Here is a 12918-nt window from a genome sequence, read left to right on the forward strand (position 1 = left end):
GCTGCCCCTACCCATGATAATGCAGGCAGAATTCAGCATTCTGCCCAGTTTATCGCTGCGGAAGATAACGCAGCGGGTTTACGGATTTTCCCTTGTAACGAATTTCAAAGTGTAATCTTACAGAACTGGTACCCGTGCTACCCATAGTGGCAATTTTTTGCCCCGCCTTGATGTCCTGTTGCTCACGAACTAGCATTGTATCGTTATGAGCATAGGCACTCAGGTAGTCATCGTTATGTTTTATAATTATTAGATTTCCATATCCGCGTAAGGCGTTTCCGGCGTAGACAACTCGACCACCTGCTGTCGCAAATACTGACTGGCCCCTGCTACCTGCGATATCAATCCCTTTGTTACCCCCTTGGGTATCAGAGAAACTCTCAATCATTTTACCTTCAGCCGGCCACATCCAACTGCTAACAACACTGTTTCCACTGCTCGCGGTTGTCGTCGGTGATTCTAAATACGTATTGTTTACTGTTGACGTAGTTGCCCGTGGCAACATTTTTACACTCTTTTGTATCCCGGAATTTGCAGGATACGCATTAGTTGATTGAGAATCAACCAGGGCTGTTTGCTTTTGATTATGGTTATAAGTGGTTAACATCCCGCTACTACCGGTCCTCAAAGTCTGCCCCACCGTCAGACTGTAAGGTTCTGAAATATTATTTTTGCTCGCAAGATCACGAAAATCATTACCTGTGATCCAAGCGATATAAAACAGAGTATCACCATGCCTGACCGTATAAGCGCTGCCGTTATAGCTGCCCTTAGGAATACTGTCATAATCACGGTTATAAACAATTTTCCCCTGCAAATTGCTATCAGTCTCACTCATTGATGAAGGTGAAGATAGCATCGGCGTAGATATAGCAGAATTGCCAGAATATATTACTGGATGACTACTCCCTCTGCTTTGTTTTTGATCAATACTGGTGATAGGCGCAGGACGAGTTGGCGTATTTGTACAGCCGACTAACCAAGCTCCCATCAATAAACACGTTACAATCCGCTGTATTTTTTTCATTGGGCTTCCCGAATTCATATTTCCTTCCCCCATAACGGCAAAGATAAGCGTAAAAGTTAATAATTTCTAAAGGTTATACATAACTAAAAAAATTCCAAAACGAAAGTAATTTCGCTTATTAAAGCAAATATAACCATTAATTGAAAAATAGTTGCAATAGGCTATGAACTTAAGCCAGTTCCCCTTGCACAAGGGGCACAAAACGCACAGCTTCGATCACTTCACTATGAAAACCATTGCCATGACGTTTCACGGATTTAAGAGTTTGTGTACGCTCACCCACCGGTAAAACCATCACTCCCCCATCCGTAAGCTGAAGCATCAATTCTTGTGGGATATACGGAGGCGCTGCGGTCACAATAATAGCATCAAATAACCCACGAGACGGCCATCCTTGCCAACCATCCCCATGACGAGTTGAAACATTATGCAAATCAAGCTGTTTCAACCTCCGTTTAGCCTGCCACTGTAAGCCCTTGATCCGTTCTACCGAGAAAACATGTTTGACCAAATGCGCTAATATTGCCGTCTGATAACCAGATCCGGTACCAATTTCCAAAACCTTAGCATCGGGTGTTAACTGAAGTAGTTCCGTCATACGGGCGACAATATAAGGCTGAGAAATCGTTTGCCCATGACCAATAGGCAAAGCTGTATTTTCATACGCTTTATGCGCCAGTGCTTCATCGACAAAACGTTCCCTAGGCACGGCGGAAATAGCAGCCAGTAAACGTTCATCTTTTATTCCCTGCTGGCGTAATTGTGTCAGCAAATTTTTCATTGCCCGACTCAGCATTCTCCATCAACCTCAGCTTTAGCTAACCAATCTTTTACTAACGCCTGCGCTTTATACGCAGTCAGATCTACCTGTAATGGCGTAATAGATACATATCCCTGTTCCACCGCCGCAAAATCTGTTTCAGGGCCAGCGTCATGTTTATCTCCCGGCGGCCCCAACCAGTAAAGCATGTTGCCTTTCGGATCTTGCATAGCATAAACTTCTTCCGCAGCATGACGGCTACCACAACGTGTTACCCGAAAACCTTTAATTTGCTCAAGCGGCAGATCAGGAACATTCACATTTAAAATATTACCCGCTCTTAAAGGCGTTGTTTGTAACATTTGTAGCAAACGACATGTGATTTCCGCCGCTGTTTGGTAATGCAATTCGCCATCAAGTGAAATAGCCAATGCCGGTAATCCCAAGTGACGCCCTTCCATCGCAGCAGCAACCGTACCGGAATAAATCACATCATCCCCAAGGTTGGGGCCGCGATTAATGCCGGAAACAACAATTTCAGGACGCGGGAGAACCAAGCGATTAACACCAAGATAAACACAATCCGTTGGTGTGCCGCCCAACACCGAGATATCACCATTCTCCAACGTATTAACACTTAATGAGCGATCAAGGGTCAACGCATTAGATGCGCCACTCCGATTACGATCGGGCGCAACAACCTGCACATGGTAACTTTTCCGCAACGCTGCCGCTAAAACCTGAATCCCTGGAGCGGTTACACCGTCATCATTACTCAACAATATTCGTAACATTATTTTGATCCTGATTGATAATTTCCCTGACCACGCTGGTAGCAAAACTGCCAGCGGGTAACCAGAAACTGATTTTCACCGTGTCATTATCTTGCCATTGCCAACTCAGATTCTGAGGCTGCACCAGAATCGCCCTACGGGAACCATCCACCCTTTCACGCTTGATAAGCTCCCACAATGATTCATAAGGCTGCAAATATTGCCGTTCAAAATCCGCAGCTTGATGCTGCGTTCCCAATTCACCATCACCAGGCAACGGTGCAGTTATTTGTAATTCTCCATCGATCACCCGCTGTTGCAATAAAGGCAATTCAGTTTCATCAGCGACAAACCAACTACCACGCCCCGTTAATTGTAAGGCGTCACCCTTCATTACCTGTTGCTGTTGTTTCAGAACAATCCGCGCACTGGCTACCGCATTAAACATAGCACTACGACTGGCCGACAGATAAAAACTACGTTTATTTCTCTCTTTGACTCGGATTTCATTATTTGCCCAACGCTGCGCTTGGATCAGATTCTGTCCATCCCGACCAAAACGCTGTTCACCAAAATAGTTAGGCACGCCGCCTTGCTGAATCAGCCGTAGTCTATTTTCAACCAATTGGTGATGGCTGATTTCCCGCAAAATCAACGTAAATGAATTTCCTTTCAATGCGCCAATGCGCAGTTTACGTTTCTGACGGGCCGTCGTCAGAACTTCACATCCTTCAAGCTGAAACGAGGCAAAATCAGGTTCTTGTTTGCCCGGTAAGTGCAAACAAAACCACTGTTCTGTCACGGCATGACGGTCTTTTAAACCGGCATAACTGACCGATCTAGACGGTATACCAGCAAAACGAGCGAGGTTATCTGCAACAAATTGGGTATTACAACCCGTTTTACGGATGTGCGCCATTAAGTGCTCACCTTCTCCATCAGGAGAAAATCCCAAATCTTCACAGACAATAAAATCTTCCGGCGAGGCTTTTAGTATCCCCGTCGCTTCTGGTTGCCCATACAGCCAATTTAATTCAGCCAATACCATCCATTATTCCTTAACCAGTAAAGCAACCGCTTCGCAAGCAATACCTTCTTTACGCCCAACAAATCCCAATTTTTCGGTAGTTGTGGCTTTAACATTGATATCATCAATGTGACATTGCAGATCTTCTGCCAGATTGACTCTCATTTGTGGGATATGCGGCAGCATTTTGGGTGCTTGAGCGATAATCGTAATATCCAGATTACCAATTCGATAACCCTTTTCTCTAATACGTGAATAGGCTTCGCGCAATAATTTACGGCTATCCACCCCTTTAAACGCTGGATCAGTATCTGGGAATAATTTCCCAATATCGCCCAATGCCGCAGCACCTAACAAAGCATCAGTCGCCGCATGGAGAGCAACATCACCATCGGAATGCGCCAACAACCCTTGTTCATAAGGAATACGAACACCACCGATAATAATCGGCCCTTCACCACCAAATTTATGTACATCGAAACCGTGTCCGATCCTCATGATGTCTGTTCCTCTATTTTCTAGACAGATAAAATTCTGCCAATGCCAAATCTTCAGGGCGCGTAACTTTTATATTGTCCGAACGCCCGTTAACCAACACCGGTTGGTAACCACAATATTCCAGTGCGGAAGCTTCATCTGTAATATTAGCGTGTTGCGAAAGCGCTTTTGACAAACAATCCCTTAGTAACATCAATGGAAAAAACTGCGGTGTCAGCCCATGCCAGAGATCTTGCCGTTCTACCGTATGGTCAATAACTTGACCAACCCGTCCACGTTTCATCGTATCGCGGACCGGCGAGGCCAGAATACCGCCGCATACAATATTTCCCTGCTCATCTGCTACTGCCAATTGCAGCAAACGTTCAAGATCATCACGGTGTAAACAAGGGCGGGCTGCATCATGCACTAAAACCCAACAATTATTATCACTGCCAGTCAAATGGGCGAGATGATTTAAACCAGCCAGCACAGAATCTGCTCGCTGTTCACCACCCACTACCGTAGTAATGCGCGAATCTGATGCAACCTCAAGGGAATGAAACTGTGTGTCCGCGGGATTTAAAACAATCACAACATGCCGAATACGGGGATGATCAAGTAATAGAGCCAACGTATGCTCAATAATGGTCTTTCCGGCAATAGACAGGTATTGCTTTGGGCAATCCGAATTCATTCGGCTACCAATACCCGCTGCTGGTACCAAAGCCATAATATCAGCACAGGAATGAAGTAATAGATTGTTCATTTTAATTATTGAGTTTTATTTGGAGTCGAGGGACGCGAAGTGTTTTCTTTAGATTTATCAACGATTAAACGATAAAAAGTTTCACCCGGTTTGATCATGCCTAATTCACTACGGGATCGTTCTTCGATGGCTTCCTGTCCACCAGTAAGATCATCAATTTCCGCCGATAACTGATCGTTACGCGCTTTAAGTTTGCTGTTATTACGTTCTTGCATCGCAACATCATTCTTAACCCGCACATAATCATGAATGCCGTTTTTACCAAGCCACAGTGAATACTGTAACCATCCGAGTAAAACCAGTAATAGTAGCGTCAGCTTACCCATTTCCGCCCCCTGAAATATCTGTCAATCATCCCATAACTCAAAGAATGACGCTACTATCACAAAACAGGAATAGGGAAAATAGTTAAATGAAGTCGTTACATAAGCACATCATTTAAGATGCAATAATGTGCTTTTGTTAATTTATACGCTATGGATTCATGCCGCGCTTTTCTAATGCCGCTAGCAATTGGGCCACAGAAGCTTCAACGGGTTGTTGACCTGGAAGATAAATTTCCGGGTTATCGGGAACTTCATAGACCGAATCAATCCCCGTGAAATGACGAATTTCACCGGCACGGGCTTTTTTGTACAATCCTTTCGGATCACGAGATTCGCAAATCTCCAACGGTGTATCGACAAAAACTTCAATAAATTTCCCCGGTTCCAGCAGTTCACGAACCTTTTGCCGCTCTGCTTTATGAGGAGAGATAAAAGCCGTCAGCACGACTAAACCCGCATCGACCATTAGACTAGCAACCTCACCCACACGGCGGATATTTTCCTGCCTATCCTGTTCAGAAAAACCCAAATCACTACAAAGGCCATGACGCAAGTTATCGCCATCAAGCAAATAAGTTTTTATTCCCTGTTGAAACAGGGCCTGCTCTAAGGCCCCAGCCACAGTAGATTTCCCTGAACCCGATAAACCAGTGAACCAAATAACCAATGCAGGATGTCCATTTTCAACCTCCCGCTGCGCTCTGGTCAGTTGATGTGAATGCCAGACAACGTTTTCTGATGCCAGATTTTCAATGTCAGCCAATTTATTTACCTCCCAGTAAATCTCTGGCCCCCCAATGAGGGAAATGACGACGAATCAACCGATTCAATTCCAGTTCAAATTCACTGAATTCTTTTGGCCCTTCATAAACATCTGTCTGAATTTCACGCACTAATCCCGCGCCAACAGTGACATTAGTCAGTCGATCGATCAAAATAATACCGCCAGTGTCGCTATTTTGCTGATAGCTATCGAGCATTAATGGCTCTTCAAAAGAAAACTCCACCGATCCGATGGCGTTCAATGGTAAATCAACGGCCACCCGCTGTGTCAGGTGAGTAATATCCACCTGGTACTGAATATTCTCAACTTTCCCACGGCTCTTTTTACCCGCCACTTTGATATCAAGATTCTGCCCCTGCACCAAAGGCTGTTCAGACATCCATACCACATCCACCAGCGCATGTCGGGTAACCCTCATCTCATCATCGGCAGAAATTAGGAGATCACCCCGGCTGATATCAATTTCATCTTTCAGCACCACCGTAATGGCTTCACCCGGAACAGCAAAATCCAAATCACCATTGAAAGTCACGATCCGCTCCACCTGTGAGCAGATACCGGATGGCATGACTTTAATTTTCTGCCCCTTACGTAAAATCCCAGACGAAAGTGTGCCGCTGTAACCACGAAAGTCGAGATCAGGCCGACTAACATATTGTACCGGGAAACGTAGTAACTGCTCCGAGGCTTCCTTCTTTACATCAACTATTTCAAGGATATCCAACAACGTTGGTCCTTCATACCAATACATATTGCGACTTCTAGTGACAATATTATCGCCATCAAGTGCAGAGATTGGGACAAAATGAACGGCCAAATCTGTCGGCAATTGGGCAGCGAAATTCATATAATCCTGTTTGATCTGATGAAAAACTTCCTGACGATATTCCATCAGATCCATTTTATTCACTGCTACCACCAAATGGCGAATGCCTAGCAATGTACTGATAAAACTGTGACGACGGGTCTGCTCCTGAACACCTTTACGCGCATCAATCAACAGAATAGAGAGATCACACGTCGATGCACCCGTTGCCATATTACGGGTGTACTGCTCATGTCCCGGTGTATCAGCAATGATAAATTTGCGTTTTTCTGTTGAAAAATAACGATAAGCTACATCAATAGTAATACCTTGCTCGCGCTCTGCGGCAAGACCATCCACCAATAAAGCCAGATCTAATTTTTCACCCTGAGTACCAATACGTTTACTGTCATTCTGCAATGTTGAAAGCTGATCTTCGTAGATCTGACGGGTATCATGTAACAAGCGTCCAATCAGAGTACTTTTGCCATCATCCACACTGCCGCATGTCAGGAAACGCAGTAATCCTTTCTCTTGTTGAGCACGCAGATAAGCTTCCACTCCGCCCTGTTGTTTAATTTGATGAGCAATGGCTTCATTCTGTGCAAGTGCTGACATGGTTGCTCTCCTTAGAAATAACCTTGACGTTTTTTCAGTTCCATAGAAGCCGATTGATCACTATCAATCAGCCGCCCTTGCCGCTCACTTGTCGTCGATATCAGCATCTCTTCAATAATTTCCGGCAATGTTTCAGCATCAGATTTCACTGCTCCCGTCAGCGGCCAACAACCGAGAGTACGGAAACGAACTTTACGCTGGCTGATAACCTCACCCGGTTGCAGATCGATCCGATCATCATCAACCATAATCAGCGTACCCTCACGCTCCAATACCGGGCGTAATTTGGCAAAATAAAGAGGAACAATATCAATTTGCTCCAAATAGATATATTGCCAAACATCCAATTCAGTCCAATTAGACAGTGGGAATACGCGAATGCTTTCACCTTTGTTAATCTGACCGTTGTAATTACGCCACAATTCAGGACGCTGGTTTTTAGGGTCCCAACGATGTGAGCGATCTCGGAAAGAATAGATCCGCTCCTTGGCCCGTGATTTTTCTTCATCACGACGGGCGCCGCCGAAAGCAGCATCAAAACCATATTTATCCAGCGCCTGTTTTAACCCTTCCGTTTTCATGATGTCAGTGTGTTTGGCGCTACCATGCACAAATGGATTGATTCCCATTGCTTCCCCTTGCGGGTTGCGATACACCAATAGTTCAAAGCCGTAATTCTTCGCAGTACGATCACGAAACTCGTACATTTCGCGAAATTTCCATCCCGTGTCCACATGCAGCAAAGGAAATGGCAATGTTCCCGGATAGAACGCCTTGCGTGCAAGATGAAGCATGACCGAAGAGTCTTTACCGATAGAGTAAAGCATCACCGGGTTTTCAAACTCGGCGGCCACTTCCCGTATAATATGAATACTTTCAGCTTCAAGTTGCTGCAAGTGTGTCAATCTTTTCTCATCCATTACAACTCCTTATGCAAAATCGACTACTGCCGGACGGCTTATCTTGGCAATAGATTGCTGACCAAACCAAGCTATCTGATGGTGAAGTTGAGCCACCTCTCCCACCACCAATAAGGCCGGCGACGGTGCCTGTTGTGCTAACTGTTCCAGTTCAAGCAAAGTGCCGGTTAACACTTGCTGCTCTAGACGAGTACCACAACCAATGACGGCCACTGGTGTATCTTCCGCTCGCCCATGTAAAATTAATTGATGACTTATTAAGGCGGCTTTGACCGTCCCCATATAAATCACCAGAGTCTGATAACCTCTGGCTAAAGCCGGCCAATCCAGCTCATTACCCTTTTCTCGACAATGACCGGTAATAAAAGTGATACTCTGTGAGTGTTCCCGGTGAGTCAGAGGAATTCCCGCGTAAGCCGTCGCTCCGATGGCGGCAGTAATTCCCGGTACAACCTGAAAAGGAATGCCTGCTGACGCTGCAACCTGTAATTCCTCACCACCGCGGCCAAAGATAAAGGGATCACCGCCTTTAAGGCGAACCACTTTTTCCCCCCGTCTGGCAAATTTCACAATCAATCGGTTAGTTTCCTCCTGAGAAACAGAGTGATTACCCGCTCTTTTGCCAACGCAAATTTTATCTGCATCACGGCGAACCAGATCCAGTACATCGCTGCTGACCAAATGATCGTAAAGCACTACATCAGCCTGCTGAATAACTTGCAATCCCTTTAATGTCAGCAATCCCGGATCACCAGGCCCTGCCCCAACCAAAGCCAATTCTCCCTGCGAATCAGACTGTTCCAGTTGTTGCTCAAGCTGCTTTTCCGCCTGTTGAATCTGACCGTTTGTAACTAACATAGCGAAACGACCATTGAAAGCCTGTTCCCAAAAAGAACGACGCTGGCGCATGGAAGTTAATCGCTGTTTTACTCGTTCACGCCACTTCCCGGCGATGTTCGCCATCATGCCAAGGCTGGAAGGCAGTAACGCTTCCAATTTCTCGCGGATTAAACGCGCTAATACCGGTGCTTTCCCCGCTGATGAAATCGCCACCAAAACCGGAGAACGGTCAATAATTGATGGAAAAATAAATGAACAATGGGCTTGATCATCAACTACATTGACCAAAATACCGCGCTTATCAGCCTCAGAAAAAACCTGATGGTTTAGAATGCGATCATCAGTCGCAGCAATGACCAAAAAGATGCCATCAAGATATTCAGGCTGGAATTCTCCCTTATACCATTCCAGCTCGCCAGCTTGATAACGCTGTTGTAATTCAGAGCGCAATTCAGGCGCTATAACCCGTAATAATGCACCTGCCCGTAGTAGTAGAGTCGCCTTACGCGCGGCCACCTCTCCACCACCGACAAGTAATACAAGCCGCCCTTTCAGCTCAACAAATATCGGTAAGTAATCCACAATTGCCCTTGATATCCAGTGAAATATTTATAAGTACTGAAACTGTTTCGAATGAATATATGAGTCGGTGGTAAAGTTATAAAATGACAAAATGGAATTAATTGTTCTGTAATGGAATATAGCCAGCCACTCCGCATCAGTGCTCACGCGGGCTAGCGAAAGTAAACACGAATTACAGATCCTTAATAATCTTAATAAATCCGAGTATTTTGGGCAAAATGTGGATCACTTACCGCTAGTTAAATGAGTTTTCTAATGGATTCAAGCGTACCGCATCATTCAAATAATCGGGGGAAAAATGCGCGTAAATCATAGTTTGCACAATTGAAGCGTGTCCGAGTATTTTTTGTAAAGTTAGTATGTTTCCCCCATTCATCATAAAGTGGCTTGCGAATGTGTGACGTAGTACATGCGTTGCTTGTCCTTTTGGTAGATTTGGAATCATTGACTTAAGTAAGAGCCGAACATATGAGTAATTCACATCGGGAAATAATTGTCGGTTCTTATGTTGCGAAATTTCATCATAAAGTGATTTAGAGATAGGAACCGTTCTGTTCTTGCCGTTTTTTGTATCTACGAAAGTAACTTTGTGCTTTATTACCCCTTCCCTAGTCAAATATGCCGCTTCATTCCATCGGGCCCCAGTAGCTAAGCACAATCTTGCAACTTTTAAGTTGTCACCAGCCAGCGCGGACAGAAAATCTGCAATCTGTTCCAGACTGAGAAAAGCCATCTCAGCTTGGCTTTTCTTTAGCTGCTCAATTCCTTTTAATGGATGAATACCATGATATTTATCCAATTTGATTAACGTCGTGAAAACCCCACTGAGCAACATTTGCTTTTTGTTAATCGTTGCTGGTTTTATACCTGCTAGTAGCTTCTCTGCCCTGTAATCTGCAAATGTACTTTTCGTCATTTTCAGTACTGGCGGATTTTCCATATCACGCGCCATATTCAACAAATTCTGTTTGGATTCCTTACCTGTTTTTAAAGATTGCCCCTTGTACTTCCACCACAGATCAATTAACTCAATGAGAGTCCGGCGATCCGTTGGTTTATTTAACCAGTCTTTATCGTTTTGGGTAGCGATTACCCATCGTTCATACTGCTGCGCTTCGGACTTTGTACTAAAGCGCTTGCGAATACGCTTGCCTTTACGCCCTTGCGGGCGAACATCAACAAGGTACTGCCCGCTATCTAATTTTGATACACTCACAATCAGCAACACCTACAAGATAATCAGTACCAACTAATGAGGGCACAGCTAAGTTTATATGGCGCACCCTTAATGCGTGTATATTTTATATACGGCTAACCAACTTTCTGGCCGCTTTGGTTGTCGGATATGTCGTCGCACCTATCATGGGAGAGGGCTGGAGATATCTGTCCCGCCGCTTTCGACGTCTTATCTGTCATTAACCACAATGTGTACTTTTCAAATTGTGGATTTTGCGTAATTTTCGCCAATGCATTTGCTCCGGGTTCAAAATTTAGCTTGGCTTAACCCCTCTGCAACCCTAATTGCTTTGATTCAAAACCATTAGGGGAAAGAACGGGGGATATTTGCCCTGACATTTCTAAAGTTTTATTACTCATTAGCCACATCGTGTATTTTTCAAATCTGGGATGATGAGTGACTTTACCAATAGTTGATAAACCAGCCTCTTTATGTCCCGTTTCATAATTTTTTACAGTACTCAAACCCACCCCCAGTTCTTTTGCAAATGCGACTTGCGTTAGCCCCTCTGCTTTTCTGATAAGTCTAAGTTTTTCTGCATAACTGCTTGACAAGGTTTCCACTTGATTCATTGACTGATAATCACCATCACAAATATTTTCATTAATGAACTCCTTAAGTTATAAGCTAAGGGAAACGTTCAGCGCAAATCCCACCACGCCCCCAACGTATGTATATGTTATATATAGTTAACCAACCTTCTGGCCGCTTCGGCTGTTGTATGTGTCGTCGTCGGGCCCATCAGGGGAGAGAGCGGGGGATATCTGCCCCGCCATTTCTAAAGTTTTATTACTCATTAGCCACATTGTGTATTTTTCAAATCTGGGGTGATTCGTGATTTTATCAATAATTGATAAACCAGCCTCTCTACGCCCCGTTTCATAATTTTTTACAGTACTCAAACCCACTCCCAGTTCTTTTGCAAATGCGACTTGCGTTAGCCCCTCTGCTTTTCTGATGAGTTTAAGTTTTTTTGCATAACTGCTTGACAAGGTTTGCACTTGAAGACTATCCTCACATTATTGAGGACTTCAATTGAAGTCCTTTGAATCCGGTTAAATCCGAACGAAATTCAGATAAAGATTTGGGAAGAATAAACCATGTCAGTTAAAAGGCCCAAGCCTCTCGTGATAAAAATGCCCGATTGCCCTGTTGTTTTCTGTCTGCCATACCCAAAGCTAACGCTTTCAGCATATGCAGAGGTCACAGGTCAAACGGTCAGAACCGTCCAGCAACAAGCCAATGAGCAAAAATTGATATTGACAAAGAAAAAGAAAGGCAGAGAACGTGAAGTAAATATGGTTTATGAGTTCCTTGAAGCTTATGAAGAAGCTCAGGAAGCGCTCCGCATGAAGTTTTAAAAATAGCTGAGGTGATAATGATAAATCACACCAATCTCATTCTAAAACCAGTCAGCAATCATACAGAAACCTACGGCGCTTTTGCAATTCGCCGGTTGCCGAGAAACAAAATCAATACAACCACTCGCTACCAGATCAGCGACGGCGAGTATTCATATGGCAAGTTTGATTCAAAAGAACAAGCAATGAGTCAGGTCAGACAGTTATATAGGAGCAGACAGTGAATAGCGTATATAAAACAAAATATAAAGTAGGGGATACCGTTATTCATGGTACCCGCCTTGCTTACTCGGCTTACGGTCAAATAGTTAATATCAATGCGTATGATTTTCTTGAGCAGCTCCCTGCAACAGTTCGGCGCGTTGAATATAGCCTTGAAGAAACTTCACCGTGTCTTTTGCTTGCTCAAGAGTAAGCCCGGTAAATAGCTGACCGTCTTTAGGTAGTTTATGTGGTGGTTTGAGGCGATGTGGAACCGGAGGCAAGCCAGATGATTTGCTTCGATGTATTCCAGTTCGGCGGGGATATAAATAGGTACTTCTTTTTTAGACATTTTGCTTACCTTTTTGGTCGTATGGACGCACCAGAATACCATGTGCCAGATATGGATAA

17 protein-coding genes are annotated in these 12918 nt (G+C 44.4%); 3 read left to right on the forward strand and 14 right to left on the reverse strand.

Features of this window, described 5'->3' with window-relative positions; translation table 11 throughout:
* Positions 1-49: 49 nt before the first annotated feature.
* The 14 genes from nlpD to TI10_RS22265 all read right to left on the reverse strand — a co-directional run bounded on the left by nlpD (position 50) and on the right by TI10_RS22265 (position 11946).
* Positions 50-1027 (reverse strand): murein hydrolase activator NlpD, encoded by a 978-nt coding sequence (gene nlpD, locus TI10_RS22200; protein ID WP_049585536.1) that lies wholly within the window; start codon positions 1025-1027, stop codon positions 50-52.
* A 169-nt stretch (positions 1028-1196) separates the two neighbouring features.
* The gene (locus TI10_RS22205; RefSeq protein WP_049585537.1) at positions 1197-1823 is read right to left on the reverse strand and encodes a protein-L-isoaspartate(D-aspartate) O-methyltransferase; all 627 of its coding nucleotides are present in this window, start codon (positions 1821-1823) and stop codon (positions 1197-1199) included.
* Positions 1817-2581 carry a 5'/3'-nucleotidase SurE gene (surE, locus tag TI10_RS22210; protein ID WP_049585540.1) on the reverse strand — a complete coding sequence of 255 codons (765 nt, stop codon included), beginning with the start codon at positions 2579-2581 and terminating at the stop codon, positions 1817-1819. The genes TI10_RS22205 and surE overlap by 7 nt, the downstream gene beginning before the upstream one ends.
* Positions 2559-3608: a tRNA pseudouridine(13) synthase TruD gene (gene truD, locus TI10_RS22215; RefSeq protein WP_049585541.1), complete on the reverse strand. Its 1050-nt coding sequence runs from the start codon at positions 3606-3608 to the stop codon at positions 2559-2561. Before truD ends, surE begins: the two co-directional genes overlap by 23 nt.
* A 3-nt stretch (positions 3609-3611) precedes the next feature.
* On the reverse strand, positions 3612-4085 hold the full coding sequence (gene ispF / locus TI10_RS22220; protein ID WP_011145090.1) for a 2-C-methyl-D-erythritol 2,4-cyclodiphosphate synthase: 474 nt from the start codon (positions 4083-4085) through the stop codon (positions 3612-3614).
* A 13-nt stretch (positions 4086-4098) separates the two neighbouring features.
* Complete coding sequence (gene ispD / locus TI10_RS22225) at positions 4099-4833, reverse strand: 2-C-methyl-D-erythritol 4-phosphate cytidylyltransferase (protein WP_049585543.1); 735 nt, start codon at positions 4831-4833, stop codon at positions 4099-4101.
* Positions 4834-4838: 5 nt separating this feature from the next.
* The gene (gene ftsB, locus TI10_RS22230) at positions 4839-5159 is read right to left on the reverse strand and encodes a cell division protein FtsB (RefSeq protein ID WP_049585545.1); all 321 of its coding nucleotides are present in this window, start codon (positions 5157-5159) and stop codon (positions 4839-4841) included.
* 148 nt (positions 5160-5307) lie between these two features.
* Positions 5308-5922, reverse strand: a complete 615-nt coding sequence (gene cysC / locus TI10_RS22235; protein ID WP_244161695.1) for an adenylyl-sulfate kinase — start codon at positions 5920-5922, stop codon at positions 5308-5310.
* Between the two features lies 1 nt (position 5923).
* Positions 5924-7366 (reverse strand): sulfate adenylyltransferase subunit CysN, encoded by a 1443-nt coding sequence (cysN, locus tag TI10_RS22240; protein ID WP_049585547.1) that lies wholly within the window; start codon positions 7364-7366, stop codon positions 5924-5926.
* Between the two features lie 11 nt (positions 7367-7377).
* Positions 7378-8286, reverse strand: a complete 909-nt coding sequence (cysD, locus tag TI10_RS22245) for a sulfate adenylyltransferase subunit CysD (protein ID WP_049585549.1) — start codon at positions 8284-8286, stop codon at positions 7378-7380.
* A 9-nt stretch (positions 8287-8295) separates the two neighbouring features.
* The gene (gene cysG, locus TI10_RS22250) at positions 8296-9708 is read right to left on the reverse strand and encodes a siroheme synthase CysG (RefSeq protein ID WP_049585551.1); all 1413 of its coding nucleotides are present in this window, start codon (positions 9706-9708) and stop codon (positions 8296-8298) included.
* Positions 9709-9943: 235 nt separating this feature from the next.
* Positions 9944-10924 (reverse strand): phage integrase, encoded by a 981-nt coding sequence (locus TI10_RS22255; RefSeq protein ID WP_049585553.1) that lies wholly within the window; start codon positions 10922-10924, stop codon positions 9944-9946.
* 284 nt (positions 10925-11208) lie between these two features.
* On the reverse strand, positions 11209-11517 hold the full coding sequence (locus TI10_RS22260; RefSeq protein ID WP_244161696.1) for a helix-turn-helix domain-containing protein: 309 nt from the start codon (positions 11515-11517) through the stop codon (positions 11209-11211).
* Between the two features lie 117 nt (positions 11518-11634).
* Positions 11635-11946, reverse strand: coding sequence for a helix-turn-helix domain-containing protein (locus tag TI10_RS22265; RefSeq protein WP_336431748.1), 312 nt, complete (start codon positions 11944-11946; stop codon positions 11635-11637).
* Positions 11947-12072: 126 nt separating this feature from the next.
* On the opposite strand from TI10_RS22265, the gene TI10_RS22270 reads away from it, so the two are divergent.
* The 3 genes from TI10_RS22270 to TI10_RS22280 are packed head-to-tail and all read left to right on the forward strand — an operon-like array spanning position 12073 to position 12721.
* Positions 12073-12306: a hypothetical protein gene (locus TI10_RS22270; RefSeq protein WP_155416501.1), complete on the forward strand. Its 234-nt coding sequence runs from the start codon at positions 12073-12075 to the stop codon at positions 12304-12306.
* A gap of 17 nt (positions 12307-12323) precedes the next feature.
* The gene (locus TI10_RS22275) at positions 12324-12530 is read left to right on the forward strand and encodes a hypothetical protein (RefSeq protein ID WP_049585557.1); all 207 of its coding nucleotides are present in this window, start codon (positions 12324-12326) and stop codon (positions 12528-12530) included.
* Positions 12527-12721, forward strand: a complete 195-nt coding sequence (locus tag TI10_RS22280; protein ID WP_049585558.1) for a hypothetical protein — start codon at positions 12527-12529, stop codon at positions 12719-12721. The genes TI10_RS22275 and TI10_RS22280 overlap by 4 nt, the downstream gene beginning before the upstream one ends.
* The last annotated feature ends 197 nt before the right edge of the window (positions 12722-12918 follow it).

The sequence above is a fragment of the Photorhabdus luminescens subsp. luminescens genome (assembly GCF_001083805.1).
Taxonomy (GTDB): Bacteria; Pseudomonadota; Gammaproteobacteria; order Enterobacterales; family Enterobacteriaceae; genus Photorhabdus; species Photorhabdus luminescens.